This is a genomic window from Methylobacterium sp. WL69, assembly GCF_008039485.1.
Taxonomy (GTDB): Bacteria; Pseudomonadota; Alphaproteobacteria; order Rhizobiales; family Beijerinckiaceae; genus Methylobacterium.
On sequence record NZ_VRUZ01000002.1, the window covers coordinates 108,881 to 135,859 of the forward strand.

General features: G+C 69.6%; 30 protein-coding genes. 17 read left to right on the forward strand and 13 right to left on the reverse strand.

Features of this window, described 5'->3' with window-relative positions; all coding sequences use genetic code 11:
* The first annotated feature begins 10 nt into the window (after window positions 1-10).
* Window positions 11-316 (forward strand): helix-turn-helix transcriptional regulator, encoded by a 306-nt coding sequence (locus FV218_RS01335; protein WP_147708413.1) that lies wholly within the window; start codon window positions 11-13, stop codon window positions 314-316.
* Window positions 317-350: 34 nt separating this feature from the next.
* Here FV218_RS01335 and FV218_RS01340 read toward each other — a convergent pair whose 3' ends face one another.
* From FV218_RS01340 to FV218_RS01355, 4 genes are all read right to left on the reverse strand, one after another.
* Window positions 351-1,040 (reverse strand): class I SAM-dependent methyltransferase, encoded by a 690-nt coding sequence (locus tag FV218_RS01340; protein WP_147708414.1) that lies wholly within the window; start codon window positions 1,038-1,040, stop codon window positions 351-353.
* Window positions 1,041-1,178: 138 nt separating this feature from the next.
* Window positions 1,179-2,591 carry a sulfate adenylyltransferase subunit CysN gene (cysN, locus tag FV218_RS01345; protein WP_147708415.1) on the reverse strand — a complete coding sequence of 471 codons (1,413 nt, stop codon included), beginning with the start codon at window positions 2,589-2,591 and terminating at the stop codon, window positions 1,179-1,181.
* Window position 2,592: 1 nt separating this feature from the next.
* Entirely contained in the window at window positions 2,593-3,522 is a 930-nt protein-coding gene (cysD, locus tag FV218_RS01350; protein WP_147708416.1) for a sulfate adenylyltransferase subunit CysD, read from the reverse strand.
* Complete coding sequence (locus FV218_RS01355; protein WP_147708417.1) at window positions 3,519-4,316, reverse strand: phosphoadenylyl-sulfate reductase; 798 nt, start codon at window positions 4,314-4,316, stop codon at window positions 3,519-3,521. The genes cysD and FV218_RS01355 overlap by 4 nt, the downstream gene beginning before the upstream one ends.
* 229 nt (window positions 4,317-4,545) lie before the next feature.
* Between FV218_RS01355 and FV218_RS01360 the strand changes: the two genes are divergently transcribed.
* From FV218_RS01360 to FV218_RS01375, 3 genes are all read left to right on the forward strand, one after another.
* Window positions 4,546-5,052, forward strand: coding sequence for an Lrp/AsnC family transcriptional regulator (locus tag FV218_RS01360; protein ID WP_056088810.1), 507 nt, complete (start codon window positions 4,546-4,548; stop codon window positions 5,050-5,052).
* Between the two features lie 123 nt (window positions 5,053-5,175).
* The gene (locus tag FV218_RS01365) at window positions 5,176-6,948 is read left to right on the forward strand and encodes a flavodoxin domain-containing protein (RefSeq protein ID WP_056088812.1); all 1,773 of its coding nucleotides are present in this window, start codon (window positions 5,176-5,178) and stop codon (window positions 6,946-6,948) included.
* A gap of 182 nt (window positions 6,949-7,130) precedes the next feature.
* Window positions 7,131-8,927 (forward strand): NADPH-dependent assimilatory sulfite reductase hemoprotein subunit, encoded by a 1,797-nt coding sequence (locus tag FV218_RS01375; RefSeq protein WP_147708418.1) that lies wholly within the window; start codon window positions 7,131-7,133, stop codon window positions 8,925-8,927.
* A 33-nt stretch (window positions 8,928-8,960) separates the two neighbouring features.
* Here the strand turns inward: FV218_RS01375 and FV218_RS01380 are convergent, their stop codons facing one another.
* Entirely contained in the window at window positions 8,961-9,224 is a 264-nt protein-coding gene (locus tag FV218_RS01380) for a BrnA antitoxin family protein (RefSeq protein WP_056088820.1), read from the reverse strand.
* Window positions 9,187-9,528, reverse strand: a complete 342-nt coding sequence (locus FV218_RS01385) for a BrnT family toxin (protein WP_281407789.1) — start codon at window positions 9,526-9,528, stop codon at window positions 9,187-9,189. Before FV218_RS01385 ends, FV218_RS01380 begins: the two co-directional genes overlap by 38 nt.
* Before the next feature lie 300 nt (window positions 9,529-9,828).
* On the opposite strand from FV218_RS01385, the gene FV218_RS01390 reads away from it, so the two are divergent.
* Both FV218_RS01390 and FV218_RS01395 read left to right on the forward strand, forming a co-directional pair.
* Complete coding sequence (locus FV218_RS01390; RefSeq protein WP_147708419.1) at window positions 9,829-10,026, forward strand: hypothetical protein; 198 nt, start codon at window positions 9,829-9,831, stop codon at window positions 10,024-10,026.
* A gap of 130 nt (window positions 10,027-10,156) precedes the next feature.
* Entirely contained in the window at window positions 10,157-10,729 is a 573-nt protein-coding gene (locus tag FV218_RS01395; RefSeq protein WP_246684938.1) for a TetR/AcrR family transcriptional regulator, read from the forward strand.
* A gap of 7 nt (window positions 10,730-10,736) precedes the next feature.
* Here the strand turns inward: FV218_RS01395 and pyrF are convergent, their stop codons facing one another.
* Together pyrF and FV218_RS01405 are read right to left on the reverse strand one after the other, a co-directional pair.
* The gene (gene pyrF, locus FV218_RS01400) at window positions 10,737-11,432 is read right to left on the reverse strand and encodes an orotidine-5'-phosphate decarboxylase (protein WP_147708421.1); all 696 of its coding nucleotides are present in this window, start codon (window positions 11,430-11,432) and stop codon (window positions 10,737-10,739) included.
* 56 nt (window positions 11,433-11,488) lie between these two features.
* Window positions 11,489-12,118, reverse strand: coding sequence for a uracil-DNA glycosylase family protein (locus tag FV218_RS01405; RefSeq protein WP_147708422.1), 630 nt, complete (start codon window positions 12,116-12,118; stop codon window positions 11,489-11,491).
* A 129-nt stretch (window positions 12,119-12,247) separates the two neighbouring features.
* Here FV218_RS01405 and FV218_RS01410 point away from each other — a divergent pair, with 129 nt between their 5' ends.
* The 3 genes from FV218_RS01410 (at window position 12,248) to FV218_RS01420 (ending at window position 14,785) form a co-directional block, all read left to right on the forward strand.
* Window positions 12,248-13,069 carry an alpha/beta hydrolase gene (locus FV218_RS01410; protein ID WP_056088835.1) on the forward strand — a complete coding sequence of 274 codons (822 nt, stop codon included), beginning with the start codon at window positions 12,248-12,250 and terminating at the stop codon, window positions 13,067-13,069.
* Window positions 13,070-13,215: 146 nt separating this feature from the next.
* Window positions 13,216-14,388: a zinc-dependent alcohol dehydrogenase gene (locus FV218_RS01415; protein ID WP_147708423.1), complete on the forward strand. Its 1,173-nt coding sequence runs from the start codon at window positions 13,216-13,218 to the stop codon at window positions 14,386-14,388.
* A gap of 121 nt (window positions 14,389-14,509) precedes the next feature.
* Complete coding sequence (locus FV218_RS01420; protein ID WP_056088840.1) at window positions 14,510-14,785, forward strand: hypothetical protein; 276 nt, start codon at window positions 14,510-14,512, stop codon at window positions 14,783-14,785.
* 69 nt (window positions 14,786-14,854) lie between these two features.
* Here FV218_RS01420 and FV218_RS01425 read toward each other — a convergent pair whose 3' ends face one another.
* The 3 genes from FV218_RS01425 to FV218_RS01435 all read right to left on the reverse strand — a co-directional run bounded on the left by FV218_RS01425 (window position 14,855) and on the right by FV218_RS01435 (window position 18,153).
* A complete protein-coding gene (locus FV218_RS01425; protein WP_147708424.1) occupies window positions 14,855-15,079 on the reverse strand; it encodes a hypothetical protein in 225 nt (74 codons plus the stop codon).
* A gap of 356 nt (window positions 15,080-15,435) precedes the next feature.
* The gene (locus FV218_RS01430; RefSeq protein ID WP_147708425.1) at window positions 15,436-17,640 is read right to left on the reverse strand and encodes a xanthine dehydrogenase family protein molybdopterin-binding subunit; all 2,205 of its coding nucleotides are present in this window, start codon (window positions 17,638-17,640) and stop codon (window positions 15,436-15,438) included.
* A gap of 57 nt (window positions 17,641-17,697) precedes the next feature.
* On the reverse strand, window positions 17,698-18,153 hold the full coding sequence (locus tag FV218_RS01435; protein WP_056088849.1) for a (2Fe-2S)-binding protein: 456 nt from the start codon (window positions 18,151-18,153) through the stop codon (window positions 17,698-17,700).
* A 252-nt stretch (window positions 18,154-18,405) separates the two neighbouring features.
* Between FV218_RS01435 and FV218_RS01440 the strand changes: the two genes are divergently transcribed.
* The 5 genes from FV218_RS01440 (at window position 18,406) to uraD (ending at window position 23,001) form a co-directional block, all read left to right on the forward strand.
* The gene (locus FV218_RS01440; protein WP_147708426.1) at window positions 18,406-19,986 is read left to right on the forward strand and encodes a HAMP domain-containing sensor histidine kinase; all 1,581 of its coding nucleotides are present in this window, start codon (window positions 18,406-18,408) and stop codon (window positions 19,984-19,986) included.
* Between the two features lie 159 nt (window positions 19,987-20,145).
* Complete coding sequence (locus FV218_RS01445; RefSeq protein WP_147708427.1) at window positions 20,146-21,492, forward strand: MFS transporter; 1,347 nt, start codon at window positions 20,146-20,148, stop codon at window positions 21,490-21,492.
* Window positions 21,493-21,521: 29 nt separating this feature from the next.
* On the forward strand, window positions 21,522-22,082 hold the full coding sequence (gene uraH / locus FV218_RS01450) for a hydroxyisourate hydrolase (RefSeq protein WP_147708428.1): 561 nt from the start codon (window positions 21,522-21,524) through the stop codon (window positions 22,080-22,082).
* Between the two features lie 52 nt (window positions 22,083-22,134).
* Window positions 22,135-22,488 (forward strand): hydroxyisourate hydrolase, encoded by a 354-nt coding sequence (gene uraH / locus FV218_RS01455; RefSeq protein WP_147708429.1) that lies wholly within the window; start codon window positions 22,135-22,137, stop codon window positions 22,486-22,488.
* 6 nt (window positions 22,489-22,494) lie between these two features.
* Window positions 22,495-23,001 (forward strand): 2-oxo-4-hydroxy-4-carboxy-5-ureidoimidazoline decarboxylase, encoded by a 507-nt coding sequence (gene uraD / locus FV218_RS01460; protein ID WP_147708430.1) that lies wholly within the window; start codon window positions 22,495-22,497, stop codon window positions 22,999-23,001.
* Here uraD and cobT read toward each other — a convergent pair.
* Window positions 22,998-24,032 carry a nicotinate-nucleotide--dimethylbenzimidazole phosphoribosyltransferase gene (gene cobT, locus FV218_RS01465; RefSeq protein WP_147708431.1) on the reverse strand — a complete coding sequence of 345 codons (1,035 nt, stop codon included), beginning with the start codon at window positions 24,030-24,032 and terminating at the stop codon, window positions 22,998-23,000. The genes uraD and cobT overlap by 4 nt on opposite strands.
* A 114-nt stretch (window positions 24,033-24,146) precedes the next feature.
* Between cobT and cobS the strand changes: the two genes are divergently transcribed.
* The 3 genes from cobS (at window position 24,147) to FV218_RS01480 (ending at window position 25,973) form a co-directional block, all read left to right on the forward strand.
* On the forward strand, window positions 24,147-24,971 hold the full coding sequence (gene cobS / locus FV218_RS01470) for an adenosylcobinamide-GDP ribazoletransferase (RefSeq protein WP_147708432.1): 825 nt from the start codon (window positions 24,147-24,149) through the stop codon (window positions 24,969-24,971).
* Between the two features lie 61 nt (window positions 24,972-25,032).
* Window positions 25,033-25,281, forward strand: coding sequence for a DUF1289 domain-containing protein (locus tag FV218_RS01475; protein ID WP_147708433.1), 249 nt, complete (start codon window positions 25,033-25,035; stop codon window positions 25,279-25,281).
* Entirely contained in the window at window positions 25,278-25,973 is a 696-nt protein-coding gene (locus FV218_RS01480; RefSeq protein WP_246684939.1) for a TIGR02281 family clan AA aspartic protease, read from the forward strand. The genes FV218_RS01475 and FV218_RS01480 overlap by 4 nt, the downstream gene beginning before the upstream one ends.
* Here the strand turns inward: FV218_RS01480 and dusA are convergent.
* Window positions 25,970-26,971 carry a tRNA dihydrouridine(20/20a) synthase DusA gene (gene dusA / locus FV218_RS01485; RefSeq protein ID WP_187272930.1) on the reverse strand — a complete coding sequence of 334 codons (1,002 nt, stop codon included), beginning with the start codon at window positions 26,969-26,971 and terminating at the stop codon, window positions 25,970-25,972. The genes FV218_RS01480 and dusA overlap by 4 nt on opposite strands.
* Window positions 26,972-26,979: the final 8 nt, after the last annotated feature.

The following is a 26,979-nucleotide window of genomic DNA, read 5'->3' on the forward strand; positions in this document are numbered from 1 at the left end:
GCTTGGTGTGATGGCGATTCCCTTCAAGGTCGTCCGCGAACGGTGGAACGCCGAGCCGGACTATCGGGCCGCGCGGGACGCGGTGTCGCCGGTGATGGATCTGGCGTTTGCCATGGCCGAGGCCCGCCACCGCGCGCATCTTTCCCAGTCGGAGGTCGCCCAGCGCATCGGCACGTCCCAGGCCATGGTCGCGCGGTGGGAGAGTGGGAAATCCGCCTCCACAACAACCTCGCTCCGCCGCTTCGCCGACGCGACGGGTGCCACGTTACATATCCGTCTCGACAGCGCGTCTGCAGAAGACGCTCAGCCGGCCTGACGACAACGTCGGGAACTGCAAGGGGCTCGAAGTTTCACCCCTTGGTGAGAATCGCGATGGACTGCCCGAGCGGCTCGCCCGAAGGCCAGGGCGCGGTGTTGCCGTCGATGAAGCTCACCCCGGCATAGCCGAGGCGCTGCGACCAGACGATGATCTGATTGCGCTCGATGAACTGGTTGAGGTGGGGCACCGTGCTGGCGCGCTGGGCCTGGATCGTCCTGTCGAACACCGCCCAATGATCGGGGATGGCGAATTCGAGGAACGACAGCACCACCCGGCCACCGGGGCGCAGGGCCCGGTGGGCGTCTTCCAGGTAGAGGTAGGTCTCGGCGTGCAGTAGGTGGGTGAACACGCTGAAGGCACACAGCACATCCACCGACGCCGCCTCGACGGGCAGGGACAGGGCGCGGTTGAGGACGAACCGGTAGGCCTTCGGCGCCTTCGTCCGGGCATAGTCGAGCAGCGCCGGCACCACGTCGAGGCCGAGATAGCCGACCGCGATCCGGTTGGCGAGGGCCACTGCGAGGCGTCCGCTGCCGCAGCCGAGATCGACCACCGCCATGCCGGGCTCCAGGCCCGCATGCAGCAGGATCTCGCACTCGATGGCGCCGACGCTCGCGTACGAACCTCCCACCGCCAGGCTCATGGCCGTGTCGATGGGATGCTGCCGGATCAGGTCGGCGACGTAGCGCTCGTAATCCTCCACGAAGTGGAATTTCGCCATTGTTGGTCCGAACCGATCCTCTGATGGGCGACGGGGTCCGCCGTGTCGCACATCGGTGTCGCGCCCGTCACCCGCGGTTACGACAACGCCGCCACCCCCAGGGGAGCGGCGGCGCGATGGCAGGCGGGGCGCGAAGGGTCAGCCGCCGAACAGACGCTTGATCCCGGACAATAGGCCGCCGGACTTGGCGGGTTCGGACTTGGCGGCCTCGGCCTCGGCAACGTTCCCCTTGGCCGGCTTCGGCGCGGCGGATGCCGCCTGCACCAGCCCCAACGCCGCCGTATCCGTGGTCTCGCGGTCGATGAGGATGAAGCCGCCGGTGTCGCGGTTGTCCGTATAGGCATCCACCGGCACGGGCCGGTCCAGGGTCAGGACCACGTCGCCGATGTCGTTGGCCACCAGCCGCGTCACCGGCTCGGCCTGCCCCGTCTCGGGATCGATCCGCGTGCGGATGGCGGTGACCACGGCGTTGACCGTGACGGTGCCGATCTTGGCGAGCAGGGTCGCACCCTCAGCGAGTTCGGTCTCGGCGGCCCAGAACAGGCGGGCGTCGATCGTGTCGGTGACGCGGATCGGTGCCGAGGCCGCCGCGATGACGGCGCCGCGCGAGGCATCGACCTCGTCGGTCAGCACCAGGGTCACGGACTGGCCCTCCACCGCGTGGGGCAGGTCGCCGTCGGCGGTGTGGATGCGGGCGATGGTGGAGGTCCGGCCGGACGGGGCGATGACGACGCTGTCGCCGGGGGCGACGCGACCGCTGGCGATGAGGCCGGAAAAGCCCCGGAACTCGGAGTTCGGCCGGTTGACCCACTGCACCGCCATGCGGAATGGAGCCGCCTGCTCTTCGAGATGGACCGGCACCTCTTCGAGGTACTGGAGCAGGGGCGTGCCCGTGTACCAGGGCACGGCCGCGCCCGGCAGAACGACGTTGTCGCCGTTCTTGGCCGAGAGCGGGATCGCCCGGATCTCGGTGAAGCCGAGCGGCGCCGAGAAGGCGTCGAACGCTTGGACGATCCCCTCGAACTTGCTCTCGGACCAGCCGACGAGATCCATCTTGTTGATGGCGAGCACCACGCGCCGGATGCCTAGCAGCGAGACGAGGAGCGCGTGCCGGCGGCTCTGCCGGGTCAGGCCCTGGCGGGCGTCCACCAGGATCACGGCGACATCCGCCGTCGAGGCGCCGGTGGCCATGTTGCGGGTGTACTGCTCGTGACCGGGCGTGTCGGCGACGATGAACGAGCGCCGGTCGGTGGAGAAGAACCGGTAGGCGACGTCGATGGTGATGCCCTGCTCGCGCTCGGCCTGGAGGCCGTCGACGAGGAGGGCCAGATCGATCTCGGCCCCTTGCGTGCCGTGCTTGCGCGAATCGCGCTGCAGGGCCGTCACCTGATCGTCGAAGATCTGCTTGGTGTCGTGCAGGAGCCGGCCGATCAGGGTCGATTTGCCGTCGTCCACGGAACCGCAGGTGATGAAGCGCAGCACCTCCTTGCTCTGATGGGCGGCAAGGAAGCTGTCGTAGCCGAAGGCCTCGGGCGATTGATGGATGGTCATCTTAGAAATAGCCCTCCTGCTTCTTGCGCTCCATGGCGCCGGACCCGTCCTTGTCGATGACCCGGCCCTGGCGCTCCGAGGTGCGGGCGGCCAGGGTCTCGCCGATGATCTCCGGCAAGGTCGCGGCATCGCTCTCGACGGCCCCCGTGAGGGGATAGTCGCCGAGCGTCCGGAAGCGGACCGAGACCTCTTTCGGGGTCTCGCCCGGCTCCAGGGGCAGGCGATCGTCATCGACCAGGATGAGCTGGCCGTCGCGCTCCACCACGGGGCGGGGCTTGGCGAAGTACAGCGGCACGATCGGAATGTTTTCCTGCTCGATGTAGAGCCAGACGTCGAGCTCGGTCCAATTCGAGATCGGGAACACCCGCAGGGACTCGCCGCGCTTCTTCCTGAGGTTGTACACGTGCCACGGCTCGGCGCGCTGGCGCTTGGGGTCCCAGCGGTGCTGCGCCGTGCGCAGCGAGAAGATGCGCTCCTTGGCGCGGCTCGCCTCCTCGTCGCGGCGCGCGCCGCCGAAGGCCGCATCGAACTTGTGCTTGTCGAGTGCCTGCCGCAGACCTTGCGTCTTCATCACGTCGGTATGGACTTCCGACCCGTGGCTGATGGGACCGATGCCGCGCGCCAAGCCCTCCTGGTTCGTATAGACGATGAGATCGAGCCCGAGATCCTTGGCCCTCTGATCGCGGAACGCGATCATCTCCTTGAACTTCCACGTCGTGTCGATGTGCATCAACGGGAACGGCAGGCGGCCCGGTGAAAAGGCCTTGAGGGCCAGATGCAGCAGCACCGACGAGTCCTTGCCGATGGAGTAGAGCATCACCGGGTTCTCCGTCTCGGCGACGGTCTCCCGCATGATGTGGATGCTCTCGGCCTCCAGGCGCTGAAGATGGGTGAGGCGCTCGGCGCGCGTGGCTGCGAGGGCGGCGCTCATCGGGCCATCTCCGGGGATCGAGTGTGGTGGGGGGATTCGAACGCCGCCGGCTCCTGACCCGGCTCGACGTCGGCCTCGGGCGCATGGATGTGCAAACCGCATTCCTTCTTGGATGCCTGCTCCCACCACCAGCGGCCGGCGCGCTCGTCCTCGCCGACCTTGATGGCGCGGGTGCAGGGGGCGCAGCCGATGGAGGGAAAACCGCGATCGTGCAGGACGTTGTAGGGGACGTAGTTGTCGGCGACGAAGCGGTCGACATCCGCCCGGCTCCAGTCGGCAAGGGGGTTGATCTTGATGAGGCCCCGCGCCTCGTCGGCCTCGGCGAGGGGCGTATCGGCCCGGTTGGCCGATTGGCCGGCGCGCAGGCCCGTCAGCCACCCGGCGGCGCCGTCGAGCGCCCGGCCGAGGGGCTCGACCTTGCGAAAACCGCAGCAGGCCTGCCGCGCGGCGACCGACTGGCGAAAGCCGTTGATGCCCTCCTCGCGCACGAACCGCTCCTCGGCTTCGCGCTCGGGCGCATAGGCCCGGATTCGGATGCCGTAGGCCGACTCGGTCTCGCTCCAGGTGTCGTAGGTCTCGGGGTAGAGCCGGCCGGTGTCGAGGGTGACGATCTCGGTGCGCCCTTTCGCCATGGCCAGCGCGTGGGTCAGGGCCTGATCCTCGATGCCGAGGCTCGTGGTGAAGACGAGGCGGCCGGGCACCGTCGCCTCGATGAGGGCGATGCGGCCCTTGAGGTCGAGGCCGGCCATGCCGGCGGCGAGGGCGCGCGCCGCGTGTTCGAGTTGAAAGCTCATGACGGTGTTCGGAATGTCCGCTTGTCTGACGACTGAAATGTTCGCTATAACGAACGCTGTCAAGGCATCGCCGCCTGTGCGCCGGACATCCCGGCCCTGCGGGCGGTGCGATCGGGCAACGACCCGGTCCCGTCGTCGGTTGCCTGACAAAGAAAGATCCTTCTCATATGGTCGGCACGCCGTGCTCCCGCGCACGCAGCGCCGCCCTGGAAACCGACACGAGGCCACCTTGGATGCGATCGATCTGAAGATCCTCGGGCTGCTGCAGCACGATGCGACCCTCTCCATCGCCACCATCGGCGAGAAGGTCGGCCTGTCGCAGACGCCGTGCTGGAAGCGTATCCAGCGCCTCGAGGCCGACGGGGTCATAGACCGGCGCGTCGCCGTGCTCGATCCCGTGAAACTCGGCCTCGGCCTGACGGTGTTCGTCTCCATCGAGACCGCGGACCATTCGCGCGAGTGGCTGGAGCGCTTCGCCGAAACCGTGTCGGCCATGCCGGAGGTGCTGGAATTCTACCGCATGGCCGGGGATGTGGATTACATGCTGCGCGTCGTCGTGGCCGATATGCGCGCCTACGACACCTTCTATAAGCATCTGATCGCGACCCTGCCGTTGAAGAACGTCACCTCGCGCTTCGCCATGGAGAAGGTGAAGTCGACCACCGCCCTGCCCCTGCCCGCCCCACCGGTCAGCGGCCGCTTCGTGCCGACGCTGTCCGTGGTGGCGGGGGAATAGGCACGAGAGAACAAACTTCTGTTTTGCGGCGCACCCGCAGGCAGCTCCTTCTACCGTGACGTCGTTCTGTAAAACGGACATTCCGTTGACAGGGCGGCCGCTCAGGACGACATGGCTTTCCCAATGGCACGACACGCGATCCTCCCCCGCACGGCCCCGTTCGAAGACAAGGAACGGGCGAGCCTCGACGCCGTCCTCGGCGCCGCGACCCCGATCCAGCGGGCCTGGCTCGCCGGCTTCCTCGCCGGCCTCGACGCCGCCGGCGGTCAACCGGCGGCCGCGGTGCCGGCCGCGCCCCCGAAGGCGGCCGAGCCCCTGACGATCCTGTTCGCCAGCGAATCGGGCAATTCCGAAAAGCTCGCCGGCGACGTCGCCAAGCTCGCACGCAAGAGCGGGTTCAAGCCCAAGATTGTGGACTTCTTCGACCTCGACGTGGCCTCCCTGGCGCGCGAGAAGCACGTGGTCGCCATCGCCGCCACCTGGGGCGAGGGCGAGCCCCCGGCCCGGGCCATGCGGGCCTACGGCGAACTCATGGGTGAGGGCGCGCCGCGCCTCGACGGGATCGACTTCGCCGTTCTGGCGCTGGGCGATACGTCCTACGCGGAGTTCTGCGCCATCGGGAAGGCCCTCGATGCCCGGTTCGAGGCGCTGGGCGCCAAGCGCGCCTACGCGCGGGCCGACCTCGATCTCGACTTCGACGAGCCCGCCGCCGACTGGATCAAGAACACCGTCAAGGCCCTGACGCCGCCGCCCGGCGCCGACAACGTCGTGGCCGTAGACTTCGCCGCGCGCACCGTCGACGAGGACGACGAGGCCGAGCCGAGCCGCGAGCCCCGGGTGGTCGAGGTCGTCGATCACGTGAACCTGAACTCGTCGCGCTCCGACAAGGAGACCATCCACCTCGCCCTCGAGTTCGAGGACGGTGCGCCGGCCTATGAGCCGGGCGACAGCCTGGAGATCTACCCGGAGAACGATCCCGCCCTCGTCGACGAGATCCTGGCCGCCACGGGGCTTTCCGGCGACGAGGCCCTGCGCCGGGCCCTGCTCGCCGAGCGCGACATCACCACCCTGTCGGCCACCACGGTGGAGCGCTTCGCTAAGGCGACGGGCCACGCCGAGGCGCAGAAGCTCATCGACAGCGGCGAGGCCAAGGCCTGGATCGAGGGCCGCCACCTCATCGACCTCATCCAGAGCTTCCCGGCCACGGTCACGGCCGAGCACCTCGCCACCATCACCCGGCCGCTGCCGCCGCGCGCCTACTCCATCGCCTCATCGCGAAAAGAGGTGGGCGACGAGGTCCACCTCGTCATCGCGGCCGTGCGCTACGAGACCCATGGCCGGGCCCGCTCCGGCGTCACCTCGACCCATGTCGCCGACCGCGTGAAGAACGGCGCCAAGCTGCGGGTGAAGCTGAAGCCCAACCGCCACTTCCGCCTGCCGCAGGACCCGGCCACCGACATCATTATGGTGGGCCCCGGCACCGGCGTCGCGCCGTTCCGCGCCTTTGTGCAGGAGCGCCGCGCCGTCGAGGCGCCGGGGCGGTCGTGGCTGTTCTTCGGCGACCGGCACTTCACCCACGACTTCCTCTACCAGCTCGAATGGCAGGACGCCCTGGAGGACGGGTCGCTCACGAAGATCGACGTCGCCTTCTCGCGCGACCAGCCGCAGAAGATCTACGTGCAGGACCGCATCGACCATCACGCCCGGGAACTGGTGGAGTGGCTCGACGGCGGCGCCAGCTTCTACGTCTGCGGCGACGCCAACCGGATGGCCAAGGACGTGCGCAACGCCGTCGTGCGCGCCTACGCCACGGTGAAGTCCCTCGGCGAGGCCGAGGCGGAGGCGGCGGTCGCGGCACTGGAGCGCGCCCACCGCTACCAGCAGGATGTGTACTGATTAAAGAACCCTCCCCCCTGTGCGGGGGAGGGTGCCTGCGGAGCAGGCGGGAGAGGGGAAGCCCTATCCGGAACTGGCGCTCCCCTCACCCGACCCGCTGACGCGGGCCACCCTCTCCCGCAGAGGGGAGAGGGACGCGCACCCAAGGCACCAGACAAACTCGAAAAGACCGGAATCCCGCCATGGCCGAGCAGACCCCGCCCCGCACCTACGAGACCCCGCCGACCGAGCGCCCGATCACCGACGCGGAAGCCGCCCGGTCGGCGGGGCTCGCGCATAACGAGCACCTCAAGATCGCGTCGGGCTACCTGCGCGGGACCCTGGCCGACGGGCTGCTGAAGCACGCCACCGGCGCCATCTCGGAGGATGACGGCCAGCTCGTGAAGTTCCACGGGATGTACATGCAGGACGACCGCGACATCCGCGCGGAGCGCACGAAGAAGAAGCTCGAAAAAGCCTTCAGCTTCATGATCCGCCTGCGCATCGCCGGCGGCGTCGTCACCCCGAAGCAGTGGCTGGCGCTCGACGAGATCGCCACGACCTATGCGGGCGGGGCGCTCCGCGCGACCACGCGCCAGACGTTCCAGTACCACGGCGTCATCAAGTCGAACCTCAAGCGCACCATGGCGGCCATCGACGCGACGCTGCTCGACACCATCGCGGCCTGCGGCGACGTCAACCGCAACGTCATGGCGGCGACGAATCCGGCGCAGGTCGGCGCGCACAAGGCCGCCTACCAGCTCGGCAAGGACATCTCCGATTCGCTCCTGCCGAAGACCAGCGCCTGGCGCGAGATCTGGCTCGACGGCGAGCGCGTGGTCGGCGGCGAGGATGCGGCCGAAATCGAGCCCGTCTACGGCAAGACCTACCTGCCGCGGAAGTTCAAGACCGTGATCGCCGTGCCGCCCTCGAACGAGGTCGACATCTTCGCCCACGACCTCGGATTCATCGCCATCCTCGACGAGAAGAACCGGGTCACGGGCTGGAACGTCACCGTGGGCGGCGGCATGGGCATGACCCACGGCGAGACCGACACCTTCCCGCGCACCGCCGACGTGATGTGCTTCGTGAGCCCCGAGGATGCCCTCAAGACGGCCGAAGCCGTGATGACGGTGCAGCGCGACTGGGGCAACCGCAAGGTCCGCAAGAACGCCCGCCTGAAATACACCATCGAGCGCTACGGGCTCAGTGCCTTCCGCGCCGAGGTGGAGAAGCGCGTCGGCAAGCCGCTCGCCGACCCGAAGCCCTACACCTTCACCAACAACGGCGACCGCTACGGCTGGACCGAGGGCGACGACGGCCGCCACCACCTCACCCTCTACGTCGCCTCGGGCCGGATCAAGGATTACGAGAACGGCCCGCAGTTGCTCACGGGCCTGCGCAAGATCGCCGAGATCCACGAGGGCGACTTCCGCCTCACCGGCAACCAGAACGTCATCATCGCCAACGTCCCCTCGGACAAGCGCGCCGAGATCGAGGCGCTGGTCGACCAGCACGGCATGATGAAGGGGGCCAGTGCGCTCCGGCGCAACTCCATGGCCTGCGTGGCGCTGCCGACCTGCGGTCTCGCGCTCGCCGAGAGCGAGCGCTACCTGCCCGACCTGATGACCGAGCTCGAGACCAGCCTCGCCTCGCACGGCCTCGCCGAGGACGAGATCACCATCCGGATGACCGGCTGCCCCAACGGCTGCGCCCGACCGTTCATCGCCGAGATCGGCCTCGTCGGCCGCGGCCCGGAGCGCTACCACCTCTATCTCGGGGCCGCCTTCGACGGCTCGCGCCTGGGCAAGCTCTACGGCGAGGACGTGACGGCCTCGGAGATCAAGACCATCCTCGATCCGCTATTCGCCGCCTACGCGAAGAACAAGCAGCCGGGCGAGCGCTTCGGCGACTACCTCATCCGCGACGGCTACGTTACCCGGACGATCAACGGTCCGGATTTCCACGAGAAGATCGGCCCCCTGAAGAGCGCAGCCTGAGCTGCGGCGAGGGAGCGGGGATGTCTCGCTCCCTCACTCACGTTTGAGCATCGCACGGGCATAGCTTTCCAGAACGGCGTTCATGCGCGTCTGGTAGCCTCGCCCATGCTGCTTGTAGGCTTCGAGGACCGAGGTCTTGACCCGGAGCGTGACGGATTGCGTCCGATCCGGCTCGATGAGCTTGGCGTTTGCCCAGAACGCCTCATCGAGTTCCGGCACATCGCTGAAATCGATCTCGGAGTCCGGTACGGCCGCGATTTCATCGGGTGTCATCGGACGCGCGTAACGCTTCGTCATAGCGTTTCCTTTCCCTTTGGGAGGCAGGGCGAGCCGAGATGATTCGGGTGACGCCGCTCCGATCCGTGTGAACGACGGTTAGGAATGCGACCGCATCGGCCACACCGATACTGATCTCCCGCACCTCGCCGTAATCCGTACGCGTGTCGATGAACGTCCAAACCCGACCGGCGAAAATCCGGCTCGCCTGCGCGAAGCTGATGCCATGTTTGGCGATGTTCATGATCTCTTTGACTTCGTCCCACTCGAACTTCGCCCAGAAAATTCCTACATAAAGTATGTACGTGGGGTGGTCGCGGATCAAGTGTTGGGTCTATGTCAAACCTACCATAGGGCGGAATGCGCCGGCTCCGCCCAGGGTTCTGTCCTCATACTACCCATCGCCGAGGTTAGGCCGGATTTGGCAATCCGTTTTCGTGCCAGCGTGGCCAGCCTCGAAATCATTATCCTCGTCACACACGGTTCAGCGCGGTCCCGGCGCCAATCCAGCACCACCCATGGCCGATCACTACGGTCAAGCTTTTCGAAACATGTCGAAATTCAGGCCTTCGGTGAACCGTTGCGCTTGATGGCCGTTAACTCCCCACACAGAGGGGAACCGGCCATGGCCAAGCACGAGATCCTGAACTTCTTCGAGCATCGCCGCGACGGCGCCTGGATCTGCGTCAAGCCCTTCACCCTGACGACGAAGTCGAGCAGCGTGGATATTCAGCAGGGCATGCGCTTCGACTACGGCAACCGCATCGGTGGCGTCGATCTGGCGGAATACCTCGAACAGCTCGGCTCGCAGTTCGGCTCATAAGGCACACACGCGCGTCCCGTTGGTCGAAGGCCGGCTCAGCCTTTGACCGGGCCGGGGTTGCCGCTCTAGCGTGGCACCCATGACGATTGCAGCGGCACCCTTGACCGCCCCCCTCGACGAAACCGCGCCGATGACCCGGTGCCGTATCCTGGAAACCGCCGAGCGGGCGTTTCGGGACATCGGCTACCAGAAGACCACCGTCGCCGACATTGCCCGTACCCTGCGGATGAGCCCGGCGAACGTGTATCGGTTCTTCGATTCGAAGAAGGCGATCCACGAGGCGGTGATCAAGCGCCTCATGGACGAAACCGAGCGGCGCGTGACCGTCGCCTCGACCATGATCGGCCAGGGCGTGAGCGAACGCCTCGCCAACGTCATCCGCCTGCTGCACCGTGCCTGCGTCGAACGCTGCGACGCCAATCCGCGCATGCACGAGATGGTGGAGACCGCCGTCGCGGAGAGTTGGGACGTCTGCTCCCATCACATCGAACGGATCGGATCGGTGTTCGAAGGCCTCGTGGTCGAAGGCGTCGCCGCCGGGGAGTTCGCCGTCGCGGACCCGTCCCTGACGGCCGCCTGCCTCCACACGGCGGTCCTGCGCTACTGCCATCCCACACTGGTGAGCCGGTATCCCGACGCGGGCGTCCCGCCGGTGGATGCGATGATCGCCTTCCTCCTGCGGAGCCTGCGCGGCCCGGCCTGACCGCGGCTCAGGCCATTTCGGCGACGATCGCCTGGGCCACCGCTCTCGGATCGGCGGCGCCCGTGATGGGACGACCGACCACCACGTGGTCGATGCCCGCCCGCCGGGCCTCGACCGGCGTCATCACCCGCTTCTGGTCGCCGAGCCCGCTGCCGGCCGGGCGAATGCCCGGGGTGACGATGAGGCGCGACGGCCCGACCACGCCCCGGACCGATACCGCCTCGACGGCGCTGCAGACGATACCGTCGATTCCGGCCTCGTCGGCCTGACGCGCGCGCTGTGCCACGAGGTCGGCGACGGAAAGCGCATAACCCGCCTCGCGCGCATCGGCCTCGTCGTAGGAGGTCAGGACGGTGACCGCCAGGATCTGCAAGCCGCCGGTGCCGCGCCCGCGCACGGCCGCCCGCATGGTCTGCGAGTAGGCGTGGACCGTGAGGAAAGTCGGGCCGAGATCGGCGAGCGCCCGCACCCCCTCCTCCACGGTGTTACCGATGTCGTGGAGCTTGAGGTCGAGGAACACCTTGAGGCCGGCGGCGGCGAGACGCGGCACCAGGGCGAGGCCCCCCGCATAGGCGAGGCGGTAGCCGATCTTGTAGAAGGTCGCGGCGTCGCCGATGCGCCCCACCAACGCCTCCGCCTCCGCCACCGTCGCGACGTCAAGGGCGACGATGAGGCGGTCGCGCGGATCGGTCGTGGCGGGCATCGTGTATCCTCGGGCCAAAAGGTCTCGGGCGGCCATCCCGCGTCATGCGCCCGCTGTCAACGCGGCGCCATCGCGTCGGCCACCTCCGTACGCAGCACCGGCAGCAACTCGGCCTCGAACCACGGATTGGCCTTCAGCCAGCCGCTGTTGCGCCAGGACGGATGCGGCAGGGGCAGCACGCGCGGGCGACGCGGCGCGTCGAGGACGGCGCGCCAGCCCCGCACGGTCTCGGTGAGGCCGCCCTTCGACCGGCCGAGGTGCCACGCCTGCGCGTACTGGCCGATGACGAGGATGAGGTCGAGGTGCGGCAGGCCGGCGAACAGCTCCACCCGCCAGCGCTCGGCGCATTCGCGCCGGGGCGGCCGGTCGCCACCCTTGGCGTCGTAGCCCGGAAAGCACGCGCCCATGGGCACGATGGCGAGGCGCGCGGCGTCGTAGAACGCCGCCTCGTCGAGGCCGAGCCAGTCGCGCAGACGGATGCCGGACGGGTCCATGAACGGGATGCCGCTCTTGTCGGCCCTGTTGCCCGGCGCCTGGCTGGCGATGCACAGGCGGGCGCGGGCACTGCCCTGGACGATGGGGCGCGGCTCCTGCGGCAGGGGCGGTCCGTAGGCCGGGGCATCGCGGCAGATGCGGCAGGCGCGCAGGGACGCGGCGGTGGCGTCGAAATCCGGGGCGGGGTGCATGATGGCGGGGAGATAGGGGCGCCCGTCCGTCTCGGACAGGGGGAGTGCGGGAACGGTCGCGCGCTTCGGCCTTTAGCCCTTCGAACCTCCCAGGCCGGATCGCACGGCCCCCACCCGACGGATTTGCCCATGCCCTTCCTCGACGCCCCGGACGGCACCAAGCTCTTCTACAAGGATTGGGGGACCGGCCGCCCCGTCGTCTTCATCCACGGCTGGCCGCTCGATGCCGACATGTGGGAATACCAGATGCCGGGCGTGACCGAGGCCGGCTTTCGCACCATCGCCTACGACCGGCGCGGGTTCGGCCGCTCGGACCAGCCCTGGAGCGGCTACGATTACGACACCTTCGCCGACGACCTGAAGGCGGTCCTCGATCACCTCGATCTCCAGGACGTGGCCCTGGTCGGCTTCTCCATGGGCGGCGGCGAGATCGCCCGCTACCTGTCGCGCCACGGCGGCGCCCGGGTGTCCCGCGTCGCCCTCGTCTCGGCGGTGACGCCGATGCTGCTGAAGACCCCCGACCATCCCGACGGCGTCGACGCCGGCGTGTTCGAGGGCATGATCGACGGCCTCAAGGCCGACCGGCCGCACTTCCTGGCGAATTTTTCGAAGACCTTCTTCGGCGCCGGGGTGTTCTCGTCGCCGGCCTCCACCGAACTCATGCAGTGGACGGGCGATCTCGCCATGCGCGCCTCGCCGAAAGCCACCATCGCCTGCGTCCGCGCCTTCGGCGAGACGGATTTCCGCCCCGACATGGCGCATGTCCGGCTCCCGACCCTCATCATCCACGGCGACGACGACCAGACCGTGCCCATCGACGTCTCGGGCCGGGCGGCGGCGGCCGCGATTCCCGGCTCGACCCTCACGGTCTACGAGGGTGGATCGCATGCCCTGCCGTTCACCCATGGCGAGCGGCTGACGAACGATCTCGTGGCGTTTCTGCGGGCCTAGGGACTGGAACATATCCCGGTCCCAGCGTCTTGAATCCCGTATCGAACCATCATCGGCGGTGCTCCGAACATTCAGGCTAAGGTTTCGTTGGAACCGTGGCCTGCTTTCGACCGAGCTTTCCGAAGACATCATGAAGGACGATCCGCATGAAGGCGTTGTGCTGGCACGGCAAGGGTGACATCCGGTGCGACACCGTACCGGATCCCCGGATTGAGGATTCCCGCGACGTCATCATCAAGGTGACGTCCTGCGCCATCTGTGGCTCGGACCTCCACCTCATGGACGGTCAGATGCCGACCATGGAGGCGGGGGACGTCCTCGGGCACGAGTTCATGGGCGAAGTGGTCGAGGTCGGCACCGGCTTCACCAAGTTCAAGAAGGGCGACCGCATCGTCGTGCCGTTCAACATCAATTGCGGCGAGTGCCGCCAGTGCAAGCTTGGAAACTACTCCGTCTGCCAGCGCTCCAACCGCAACGGCGCCATGGCGGCGGCCCAGTTCGGTTATCCGACCGCCGGGTTGTTCGGCTACTCGCACCTCACCGGCGGCTATTCGGGCGGTCAGGCCGAGTACGTGCGCGTTCCGATGGCGGATGTGGCCCCGATGCTGGCGCCCGAGGGCATCGACGACGAGTCGCTCTTGTTCCTCACGGACATCCTGCCCACGGGCTGGCAGGGCGCCGAGCATTGCGAGATCAAGGGCGGCGAGATCATCGCCGTGTGGGGCGCCGGGCCGGTCGGCCTGTTCGCGATCCAGTCGGCGAAGATCATGGGCGCCGAGCGCATCATCGCCATCGACACGGTGCCCGAGCGCCTCGCCCTCGCCCGCGTCTACGGGGCCACCGACATCATCGACTACGTGAACGAGGACGTGTTCGAGCGGATCAAGGAGATCAGCAAGGGCGAGGGCGCCGATGGCGTCATCGACTGCGTCGGCATGGAGGCGAGCGCCGGCCACGGCATCGCCAGCCTCGTCAACACGATCCAGGAGAAGCTGACCTCCACGGAGCGTCCCTACGCCCTCATGGAGGCGATCAAGGCCGTGCGCCCCTGCGGCATCGTTTCGGTACCCGGCGTCTATGGCGGGCCGGTCCCGGTCAACATGGGCATGATCGTGCAGAAGGGCCTGACCATGAAGAGCGGGCAGACCCACGTGAAGCGCTACCTCGAGCCGCTGACGAAGCTGATCCAGGCGGGCAAGATCGACATGACATCGATGATCACCCACCGCTCCACCAACCTCGCCGATGGGCCCGACCTCTACAAGACGTTCCGCGACAAGAAGGACGGCTGCGTGAAGGTGGTGTTCCACCCGAACTGAGCGCCGCGGACCGCTTCGGACCGGGATCGCACCCGGTCCGAGGCGCCCGGCGGGAGGGCGCCGGGATTACGCCACCCTCCCCGCGCTTGTCCCGTCCGGCGGGCACGCGTAGGACATCGACATGGCATTCAAGGCGAAATCGGCATCGGAGACGAAGGCTGCGGATCTGGCCGCCGCCCTCGTGCGGATCGCGGACCGGGGAAGCGCGCCGCTCCATATCGGCGTGGACGAACTGCGGCAGGGCAACCCGCGCCTGACGCCCCTGGCCATCGGCCAGATGTTCCGCAAGCACCACGACATCATCGAGGCGGCCCTCTCCGAACGCGGCTACAGCCTCATCGACTATGCCGACCGGGGACCGGGCTTGGGGATGGCCTTCGAGATCGGCCCGGCGTGAGACCAAGGCGAGGCGGCCGGGCGGACTGATTGTCCCTCAGGAGCGATGCGCACCGGCCGGGTCGATGCCTCAAGTCGCCATCTTGGGAGCGGCCCAGGCGGTGATGGGTTGGACGCTGACCTGGAGACCATGCTTCCAGCGCACGCGGAACCGGCGGTAGGTGCGATCCCGATCCAGCTTGATGTCGATCGGGGCGGCCGCCGCGATGAACACGTCCTTGCGCAGGGTCACCAGGGTCCTGTCGCTGATCTCCCCGACGATGGTGCAGGGATAGATCCGGCTGCCGATTCGCACGACCGCCGGTTCGAGCTTGCCGTAACCGTTGGCCGATCGCGACGAATGAGGGCGCGTACTGAACCGCTTGAAGATCGACGGAACCCAGGAAAACATCGGATCGCTCGAAGTTGCTTTGCGGATACACCACGCTGCATCGATCCTGAGATCTCAATCCTGACCAATTCATGATCTTGAAGTCGTGCCGCGTTCACGCCTTCGCGATGATCGATTCGATCGGCGCGGCCTGCGTCACGGCACCGCGCGAACGCGCCCGCCGGCGTCCGCCCCTCGGGCCGACGCTCGAAATGTCCCCAATGAAACGCCCGCGGCACCGGGGTGAGAACCGGCGGCGACGGGGCGTCTCGTGACGGGCGCTACACGCCCTTGAGGCCGCCGAGATCGAGGGGCAGGGAGCGCAGGCGCCGGCCGGTGGCGGCGAAGACGGCGTTGGAGATGGCCGGCGCGATCACCGGCACGCCGGGCTCGCCGATGCCCGTCGGCGCCACGGTCGACGCCACGATGTGAACCTCGACCACCGGCATCTCGCTCATGCGCGTCGGCTCGTAGGTATCGAAGTTCGTCTCCTGCACCACCCCGTCCTTGAGGGTGATCTTGTTGCGCAGGACCGACGAGAGGGCGAAGCCCACGGCGCCCTCGACCTGAGCGCGGATGATGTCCGGATTGACGGCGATGCCGACATCGACGGCGGCGACGATGCGGTTGACCTTCACCTTGGCCGCGTCGGCGGTCACGTCGGCCACCATGGCGACGTAGGAGCCGAAGGATTCGTGGGCTGCGACGCCGAAGCCTTGCCCTTTCCCCGAGGGCCGGCTCGCCCAGCCGGCCTTCTCGGCGGCGAGCGCCAGGACGCCCGACAGGCGCGGGGCGCCTTTCAGCATGCCGAGGCGATACGCGACGGGGTCGGCCCCGGCGGCGTGGGCGAGTTCGTCGACGAACACCTCCATGGCCTGGGCCGTGTGGGTGTGGCCGACGGAGCGCCACCACAACACGGGCACGCCCTCGCGGGCGTTGTGGACCTCGAAGCGGTAGGCCGGCAGGGCGTAGGGTGTGTCCGATGCGCCCTCGATGGAGGTCGAATCGACGCCGTTCTTCACCAGCATCGCCTCGAACGGCGACCCAATCATGATCGACTTGCCGATCATGCGGTGCTCCCAGCCAACCACGGCCCCGGCGGCGTCGAGGCCGGCCCGGAGCTTGTGCACCACCATCGGGCGGTAATAGCCGCCGGCCATGTCGTCCTCGCGGGTCCAGACGAGGTGGACGGGGGCCTTGCCCCCCGTCGCCTTCACGATGGCGGCGGTCTCGGCGAAATAGTCGGCCCCCGGCGTGGCGCGCCGGCCGAACGAGCCGCCGGCCCACTGCGTGTGGAGGCGGACCTTGTCGGTGGTCACCCCGAGGGTGGCGGCGACGACGGCCTGCTCGATGGTCTGGATCTGGCAGCCGGCGAAGACGTCGTACGTGCCGTCGGGCGCCCGCTCGATGGTGGCGTTGAGGGGTTCCATGGAGGCGTGCGCGAGGTAGGGGAAGGTGAACTCCGCCTCCAGCACCTTCGCCGCCTTGGCGATGGCGCCGCCGGCGTCGCCGCGCTCGGAGGCGACGATCCCGGGGCTCTTCAGGCGCTCGCGGTACTCGGCGAGGATCGTGTCGGACGAGCGGGTCTCGGCGCCCGAATCGTCCCAGGTCACGTCGAGGACCTCGCGGCCCTTCATGGCCGACCACGTGTCCCGGGCGATCACCGCGACGCCGGTGGGGATCGTCACCACGTCGAGGACGCCCGGCATGGCGCGCGCCGCCTTGCTGTTCACCGTCGCCACCACGCCGCCGAAGCGCGGCGCGTGCAGCACCATGGCGGTGACCTGACCGGGGCGGCGGATATCCAGGGAATAGGTGGCGCTGCCGTCGGTCTTCGCCTTCGAATCGAGGCGGGGGACTTTGGTGCCGATGAGCGTCCACTGGTCCGGCCGCTTCAGCGTCGGCTCCTGCGGCACGGGCTGCGCCGCGGCGGCCTCGGCGAGTTCGCCGAAGCGGGCCTGCCGGTTCGAGGCGGCGTGGCGCACCACGCCGTTCGACACGGTGATCTCGGCGGCCGGGACTTTCCAGCTTTCCGCGGCGGCGGCCACCAGCATGGCCCGGGCGGCGGCACCGGCCCGGCGCAGCTGCAGCCACGAATTGGCGATGGCGGTGGAGCCGCCCGTGCCCTGCACGGGGCCCATCAGCATGTTGTTGTAGAGGGCCGCATCCGCCGGGGCGAAGGCCGTGCGCACGGTGGCCCAGTCGGCGTCGAGCTCGTCGGCGAGAATCGTGGCGAGGCCCGTGGTGTTGCCCTGGCCCATGTCGAGGTGCTTGATCATCACCGTGACGGTGTCGTCGGCGGCGATGCGCACGAAGGCGTTGGGCTTGGCCGGGCCGCCGGTGAGGTCGGGGCCGCCGGCGGCGCGGGCCTGGCGCGGGCCGCCGAGGGTGAAGCCGAGCAGGATCGCCCCCGTCGCGACGGTGGCCCCGCCGAGGAAGGCGCGGCGGGAGGGGGCGGTCTCCAGGGCCTGACGGACCTTCAGCATGGCGGACTCCAGTTCGGACGGGTCTTCGGGTGCGGGCCGGCGGACGAATGCAGACGATCAGGCGAGGCTGCGCGCCGCCTCGTGGATCGCCGCGCGGATGCGCTGGTAGGTGCCGCAGCGGCAGACGTTGCCGTCCATGGCCCCGTCGATGTCGGCATCCGTCGGCTTCGCGTTGCCCGACAGGAGGCCGATGGCCGACATCATCTGGCCGGACTGGCAGTAGCCGCACTGGACCACGTCGAGGCCGCGCCAGGCGGTACGCACCGCCTCGGCCACGCGTCCCGACACGCCCTCGATGGTGGTGACCTTGGCCTCACCGAGGTCGCCGATCCGGGTCTGGCAGGCGCGCACGGGCTGGCCGTCGAGGTGGACCGTGCAGGCGCCGCATTGCGCGATGCCGCAGCCGTACTTGGTGCCGGTCTTGTCGAGATGGTCGCGCAGCACCCACAGGAGCGGGGTCTCGGGATCGGCCTCGACGCTGTGGGCGACGCCGTTGACGGTCAGCTTCACCATGGGTCGTGCTCCGAACTCGCGATCTGGAACGATGCTAGACTGTGGAATACTTCCCCCGTGTGCGCCACCACACACGCCCCGTCCGCCGCGCAGCTCCCGTAGGACCACCCCGTCGTCCGGAATCGAGACAATCCGGCGGATCGCGGCAGGTCGATCTTAACATATTTCGATCATCCTGACAGGGTCGTGTTCCGACATGCTCGCGGCCCCCAGGGCGGCGAGCCCCCCCTTCGCGCGATCCTCAAGACGGTAATGCCCGACCTGACAGCGGAGATGATTCAGCGCGGGCGCGGCCCGTCCGCCCCGGAGGCGGTCCGCCGCCGCGAGGTCGCGCGGGAGATGCGCTCGGCCCGGGAGAAGCTGACCTCGACGAGCGGGCTGGAACGCGCGTTCGACTACGAACTCATCCGCGTCTACGCCCAGTACCGGACCGGCGCCGTCATCCCCCTGGCGCTCCTCGGCATCGCCATCGCGGGGACCTCCGCCCTGTGGGTGCCGCCCCCCGTCGCCGCCCTGTGGGGGGCGTGCCTGCTCGCGGCCGTCACCCTGTCGATGTTCGCGACCCGGCGCTTCCTGGCCCAGGACCCGGACGCGGCCTCCGTGACCGTGTGGCGGCGCTACTTCATGGTGTGCGAGGTCGTGCAGAGCACGTCCTGGGCCCTGATGATCCTGGTGGGCACCACGCCGGGCGCGCGCACCTTCGTGCTGTTCGGCCTCGTCATCGTCGCGGCGGTGGTGACCATGCTGGCCGCGACCCTGCCGGCGGCGGCGGTGGCCGCCCTCGTCCCCCTCAACGTCGCCGCCCTCGCCCTGCTCGCGTTCTCGCACGACATGGACACCGCCATGCTGGTGGCCATGGTGGTGGGCGCGCAGGTGTTCTTCATGGGGCTGGCCCAGCGGGTCTACGCCTCCACCGTGGGCGCCCTGAAATCCCAGGCGGAGAAGGACGCGATCTTCGGCGAACTCGAACAGGCCAAGGCCAATTCCGACGAGGCCCGCCGCCGGGCGGAGGAAGCCAACCTCGCCAAGAGCCGGTTCCTCGCCACCATGAGCCACGAGCTGCGCACGCCGCTCAACGCCATCCTGGGCTTCTCCGAGGTGATGAAGAACGAGGTGTTCGGCGCCCACGTGGCGCCGTCCTACAAGGAATACGCCGCCGACATCCACGACAGCGGCCTGCACCTCCTCAACCTCATCAACGAGATCCTCGACCTGTCGCGCATCGAGGCCGGGCGCTACGAACTCAACGAGGAGGCGATCCAGCTCGGCCACGCCGTGGACGAGTGCCGCCACATGATCGGCCTGCGCGCGCGGAGCAAGGGCCAGACCTTCCACGAGTTCGTCGACGACACCCTGCCGCGCCTGTGGGCGGACGAGCGGGCCCTGCGCCAGATCATCCTCAACCTCCTGTCGAACGCGGTGAAGTTCACCCCGCCGGGCGGCGAGATCACCATCAAGGTCGGCTGGACCTCGTCGGGCGGGCAGTATGTCAGCGTGAAGGACAGCGGCCCCGGCATCCCGGAGGACGAACTCGGCACGGTGATGTCGTCGTTCGGCCGCGGGTCCCTCGCCATCAAGACCGCCGAGCAGGGGTCCGGCCTCGGCCTGCCCATCGTCAAGGGCCTCGTCGACCTCCACGGCGGCAACTTCCAGCTGAAATCGAAGCCGCGCGAGGGCACCGAGGTGGTGGTCACCTTCCCGGCGACCCGCGTCATGGACACCCTGCCGGCCCTCGACCTTCCGGGCGAAGCGCTGGCCGACCGGGACGGGCCGGGCGCCGCCGCGCCGAAGCCCGAGGCCAAGCGCGGCCGGTCCGCGGCGCGGGCGGCCTGACCCGGGGCGGGCGGCGGCCGTCTCAGGCGCCGCGGGCCCGACAACCGCGCGGGCGATCCCCTTCCGAAAAGCCGTTCCTGGTCCGTATGTTGCTTGCCCGTGGGACGTGGGCACGGCGATCATCGCGGCCGATTCGAATCGGCCGCGGGACGGGGGACGATGAGCCAGACAGTCCCGACCGCTTCGCCTCCGCCGGCCGGCATCCCGACGCCCCTCGACGCGACCTATCGCCGGATCACCTGGCGCCTCCTGCCGTTCCTGATGGGCCTGTGGATCCTGTCCTGGATCGACCGGGTCAACATCGGCTTCGCCAAGCTGCAGATGCTCGCCGACCTCAGGTTCAGCGAGACCGTCTACGGCATCGGCGCGGGAATCTTCTTCCTCGGCTACTTCCTCTGCGAGGTGCCGAGCAATCTGCTTCTCGAATACATCGGCGCCCGCCGGACCATCGCACGCATCACCTTCCTGTGGGGCGCCTGCTGCGTGGCGATGATGTTCGTCACGACGCCGGCCGGGTTCTACGTGCTGCGCTTCCTGCTCGGCGTGTTCGAGGCCGGCTTCTATCCCGGCGTGATCCTGTTCCTGACCTACTGGTACCCCACCCCGCGGCGGGCCCGGGTGTTCGGCCTGTTCATGTCGGCCTCGGCGCTCGCCGGCGTCATCGGCGGGCCGCTCGCCGGCGCGATCATGACCGGCCTGGACGGGGTGAACGGCTGGTCCGGCTGGCAATGGGTCTTCCTGCTGGAGGGAATTCCCTCGATCCTCGCCGGCCTCGTCACCCTGCTCTACCTCACCGACCGGCCCGCGAAGGCCACCTGGCTCACGGCCGAACAGAGGGCCCTGGTCGAGGCAGACCTCGCCCGCGACGCGGCGGCGCTCGGCCCGCGCGAACACCGCATCCTCGCCTGCCTCGGGGATGCCCGCGTCTGGCAGTGCATCGCGATCTTCTTCTGCATCGTCACCGCCAACTCGGCGCTCACCTTCTTCGGGCCGAGCGTGGTGCGGGAGGCCGGCTTCACCGATCCGCTCACCATCGGCTGGATCATGTCGGGGGCCTATCTCTGCGGCGGCGCCGGGATGATCCTCAACGGCCTCCACTCCGACCGCACCGGCGAGTCCCGGCTGCATTGCGGCGTGCCGGCCCTCGTCGGCGCGGTGGCCATCGCGGTTCTCGGCTTCCTCGTGCCCGTGAGCCCCGGCCTCGCCATCGTCGCCCTGACGGTGGCCATCGTCGGCACCATGAGCGCGATCCCCGTGTTCTGGCAGATCCCCGGCCGGTTCCTGGCGGGTTCGGCCGCCGCCGCCGGCATCGCCCTGATCAACTCGGTGGCGAACCTCGCGGGGTTCGGCGCCCCGGCCGCCATGGGGTACCTGCGCGAGCACACCGGCTCGGTCTCCACCGGCCTCTGGATCGTGGCCGCCGTCGAGTGCGCCGCCCTCGTCCTCATCCTCGCCTTCGTTCCGCCCGAGACGCCCACCGCGCAGCCCCGCGCCGTGACGGCTTGAGCGGGGCATCACGCCCCAAGGAGTTCCTCATGGATCGACAAGAAGCGGATCGGCGTGAACCGGATCGGCGTGAACCGGATCGACATGCCCTGACGCGCCGCGGCCTCGTCGGAGCCGGGATCGGCGGCGCCGCCATGGCCGTCGCGCCCGGGGCCCTGGCGCAGGCGGGGCCGCCCCCGGCGAGCCCATCCCAGCCCGGCGCCCTGACCACGGCGCCGGTGGTCCAGGCCGGCCTCGGGCCGCGCTTGACCCTGCACGCCATCGACAATTTCCACGGCACGCCCGGCGCCGGGATGATCTGCGACCTCTCCATCCGCGAGGGCGATGCCTATCGGCCGATCAAGACCGTCACCACGGGCGCCAACGGCCGCACGGCTGAGCCGCTCCTGCTGGAAGACGCCCTGAAGGTGGGCCACTACGAGTTGCTCATGCACTTCGAGGAATACTTCGCGAAGACCGGCGCCACCCTGCCGAGTCCGAACTTCCTCGGCCTCGTGCCCGTGCGCTTCGTCATCCGCGACGCGAGCCAGCGCTACCACCTGCCGGTGCTGTTCACGCCGTGGGGCTATTCCTACTACCGCGGCAGCTGACGCCCCCGCGCCCGACCCTTCCCCGAAGTCTTCCTCGAAGCAGCGAGCCCCCATGGCCGGCATCACCACCCACGTCCTCGACGCGGATCGCGGCCGCCCCGCCCCCGGGGTGCGCATCGACTTCTCGATGATGGAGGGCGGCGCGTGGCGCCTCCTCAAATCCGTCGTCACCAACGCGGACGGGCGCACCGACAAGCCGATCCTGCCCGGCGACGAGGCCAGGGCGGGCCAGTACCAGCTCGAATTCCACGTCGACGCCTATCTCAAGACGAAGCCCGGCGTGACCGAGGCCGACATCTTCGTCGACAACCCGGTGGTGCGCTTCTCGGTCTCCGACGTGAAGCAGCACTATCACGTGCCGATGCTGTGCACGCCCGGCAACTGCACGACCTATCGGGGAAGCTGAGACCCAATGACGGACCTCGCCACCCTGAACCACCTCGACCGCGCAGACTTCGTCGCCCTGCTGGGCGGCGTGTTCGAGCATGCCGCCTGGGTCGCCGAGGGCGCGTTTCCGGCCCGGCCCTTCGCCAGCGTCGCGGACCTGCATGCGGCGATGATGGGCGTGGTGCGGGGAGCCTCGACGGAAGAGCGCCGGGCCTTCCTCAACGGCCACCCGGAACTCGCCGGCCCGGAGGCACGGGCGCGCAGCATGACCGCCGATTCGGCGAGCGAGCAGGGCAGCGCCGCCCTCGACCGCATGCCCCAGGCCGACGCGGACGCCTTCGACCGCCTGAACGCCGCCTACCGCGAAAAATTCGGGTTTCCGCTCATCGTCGCCGTGCGGGGCCGCGACCGGGCCGAGATCCTGCGGATCTTCGGAGCGCGCGTGCTGCGGGACCCGGCGGAGGAGGAGGCGACCGCCGTTGAGGAGATCGCCCTGATCACCCGGATGCGCCTCGACCGCCTGATCAGCTAACCCTCCGAGCGCTCCGAGACGCCGGCTTGGGCGAAGGTCGCCATGTCGCGGTGGCAGGCGAGCGCGCCCTTGAGGAGGCCCACCGCCAGGGCCGCGCCGGAGCCCTCGCCGAGCCGCATGCCCAGCGCCAGGAGCGGCACGAGGCCGAGGCGCTCCAGCACGTCGGCATGGGCGCCCTCGGCCGAGACGTGGCCGGCGAGGCAATGGTCGAGGAGCGACGGATCGAGGGCGTGCAGGATCGCGGCGGCGGCGGTGGCGACGTAGCCGTCGAGGACCACCGGCACCCGCTGCAGGCGCGCGGCGAGGATCGCCCCGGCGATGGCTGCGATCTCCCGGCCGCCGAGGCGGGCCAGGATCTCCAGGGGGTCGTCGAGGTGGCCGGCATGGTGGGCGAGCGCCGCCTCCACGGCCGCGACCTTGCGGGCGAGGCCCGCCTCGTCCACCCCCGTGCCGCGCCCAACCCAGTGGGCCGGCGCGCCGCCGTAGAGGGCGGCGTAGATCGCCGCCGCCACGGTGGTGTTGCCGATGCCCATCTCGCCGACCGCCAGGCAATCGGTGCCGGCGGCCACCGCCTCCATGCCGAACGCCATGGTGGCGACGCAGGCCTTCTCGTCGAAGGCCGGGCCCGTCGTGATGTCGCCGGTGGGGAGATCGATGGCGAGGTCGAACACCTTGAAGCCGAGGCCGTAGGCGGCGCAGATCTGGTTGATCGCCCCCCCGCCGGCGGCGAAGTTCTCGAGCATCTGCCGGTTCACCTCCGCCGGATAGGCCGAGACGCCCCGCGCCGCGACGCCGTGGCTGCCGGCGAAGACGCAGACCAGGGGCCGGTCGAGGCTGGGCTGGCCCTTGCCCTGCCAGGCGGCGAGCCAGGCGACGAGGTGTTCGAGGCGCCCGAGGGAGCCCGCGGGCTTCGTCAGGGTGGCGTCGCGCTCGGCCACCATGGCGACGGCGTCCCGGTCCGGCCCCGGCAGGCCGGTGATAAGGCGGCGGATGTCGGCGAATGGGGTCTCGTCTGACATTGGATCTGACATGGGATCTGACATGGGGCACGAATCCGGGGGCGGCCGCCGCGCCGGGATGGCGGACCGCCTGTCGCCGGAGCTATAACGGGCGCCGGGATGGCGGTGAAGGCGGGGGTTGTGGCGATGGACTCCGAGCGTCCGGACGAGCCGGCCTTTCCGGGTGCGGGGCTCGCCTACGACGGGGCCGCGTGCCTGCGGTTCTACTCGCGCCTGCCCGTGCCGGCCCTGCCCGGCGAGGGCGACCCGCACGCCCCGCCGGATTTCACCCGCGTGCCCCGGATGCTGCCGCTGGCCGGCCTCGTTCTGGCGCTGCCCGGCGCCGTCGTGCTGCTCGCCGCCTGGGGGCTCGGCCTCGGACCGTTCCTCGCCGCGACCCTCGCGGTGGCGACGGGTGCACTCATCACCGGCGCCCTGCACGAGGACGGCCTCGCCGACGTCGCCGACGGGTTCGGCGGCGGCACAACCCGCGAGCGGCGCCTAGAGATCATGCGCGACAGCCGCATCGGCGCCTATGGCGGCGTCGCCCTGGTCCTGGCCCTGGCCCTGCGCATCGGGGCGCTCGCCACCCTCCTCGACCGGGTCGACGCCGGCGCGGCCGTCGCCCTGGTCCTCGCCGCCGCCCTGTCGCGCACCGCCGCCCTCGCCCCGATGGTGCTGCTCGATCCCGCCCGCCGCGACGGCGCCGCCGCCGCCGTGGGCCGCCCCGGGCACCCCGCCTTGATGGTGGCGGGTACCCTCGCCTTCGCCCTCGCTCTCCTGGCCGCGCTCCTCGGCCTGCCCTTCGGCGGAATCGTCCTGATGCTGGTTCTCTCCGGCCTCGGCGCCCTGGCGGTGACGGCGCTGGCCCGGCGCCGGATCGGCGGCCAGACCGGCGATGTCATCGGCGCCTGCCAGCAGGTGGCCGAGATCGCCGCCCTCCTCGGGCTCGTGGCGGCGGTGCCGGCCTGATGGTGTCCGCGACGCCATCCGGGCTTGATCCCCCAACACCCCGGCTGGCATGAACGCCGGGATGATCCAGGCCGCCCCAAAATTTTCGAGCCCGAAGCTCTCGAGCCCAAAGCCCTCGAGCCCCTGCAACAAGACCTGCCTGCTCGATGCGGTCTCGGGCCTGTGCGAGGGCTGCGGGCGCACGCGCAACGAGATCGCCCTGTGGGGCTCGATGACGGAGCCCCAGCGGCAGGCGGTGATGGCGGGTCTGCCCGAGCGCCTGCACCGGGCGTTTCCACACCGTGCCTTCCCGAACCGGGTCGCCCCGTGAGCGTCCCCGGTCTGGCCCTCGCCGCCCTCGGCCTCGTGCTGGCGGTGCTGATCTTCTCGCACGACAGCCGGAGCGTCGTCGGCCTGGAGCCGGACCAGCTCGCGAGTCTCGCCATCAGCGGCAGCCTGCTCGCCGTCATCGCCGCCGGGTTCTGGCACCAGTTCCGCGGCAACCTCGGGGCGAACGTGCGCGCGGCGCTGATCTGGGGCGCCCTCGCCCTCGCCCTTGTCGCCGGTTACGCCTACCGCGACGAGGCCCGGACCGTGGGCGCGCGCCTGATGGGCGCCGTGCGGCCGGGCAGCGCCGTGGTGGGAGACGACGGCAGCGTGACCATCACCCGTCGGGCCGGCGGCGACTTCTACGTCCGCGCCGAGGTCAACGGCCAGGCCCACGGCTTCCAGTTCGATACGGGCGCGAGCTCCGTGGTGCTCACCGCCGAGACGGCGGCGGCTTTGGGCATCCGGCCGGCGGAATCGGAGTTCGGGGTGCGGGTCTCCACCGCCAACGGCACCACTATGGCGGCCCCGGCCTTCCTCGACTCGATCCGCGTCGGCACCCTCGTGGAGCGTCGCGTCCCGGCCCTGGTCAGCCGGCCCGGCGCCCTGCGCGACAACCTGCTCGGCATGAGCTTCCTCGACCGCCTGTCCGGCTTCGAGGTGCGCGGCGACCGGCTGATCCTGCGCGGGTCTTAGGCCGCCTGATCGCGCTCGGCCTCCGCCCGCGCGACGAGGGCCACGGCCTCCCGCAGGGTCTCGACGCCGGCCTCCGGGTCGAGGCCCCGGGTCGAGAGGTGGCGGCGATAGGCCCGCGCGCCGGGGCGGCCGTTGAACAGGCCGAGCATGTGCCGGGTCACCCCGTGCAGGCGCACGCCTTCCTGCAGGAAATCGGCGAGGGCCGGCACGAACGCCTCCACGGCTGCGTAAGCGTCGGCCACGGGAGCCGCCTCCCCGAACAGCATCGGATCGACGTCGAGGAGGATCGCCGGGTCGCCGTAGGCGGCGCGCCCGATCATCACGCCGTCGACATGGGCGAGCTGGGCCTTCGCGTCCGCAACGGTCGCGAGGCCGCCGTTGATGGCGATGGGCAGCCCCGGATAGGCGCGCTTCAGCCGCGCCACCCGGTCGTAGTCGAGGGGCGGCACGTCGCGGTTCTCCTTCGGCGACAGGCCCTGGAGCCACGCCTTGCGGGCATGGACGACGAGGCCGTCGACCCCGGCCGCGATCACGGCCCGCGCCAGCGCGTCGAGGGCGATCTCGGTGTCCTGGTCGTCGACGCCGATGCGGCACTTCACCGTGATGGGCACGCCCACGGCGGCCTTCATGGCGGCAACGCAGTCGGCCACCACGGCCGGCTCGCGCATGAGGCAGGCGCCGAAGCGCCCGTCCTGCACCCGGTCCGACGGGCAGCCGACATTGAGGTTGACCTCGTCGTAGCCGAACCCTTCGGCGATGCGCGCGGCCTGCGCCAGATCGGCCGGGTTCGACCCGCCGAGCTGCACCGCCACGGGATGCTCCGCCGGCGCGAAGGCGAGGAGCCGGTCGCGCGGGCCGTGCAGCACGGCACCGGTGGTGACCATCTCGGTGTAGAGCCGGGCGCGCCGTGACAGGGTGCGGTGGAATGAACGACAGTACCGATCAGTCCAGTCCATCATGGGTGCAATGGAGAAGCGCAGATCGTCAGGTATCATCATGGCAACGT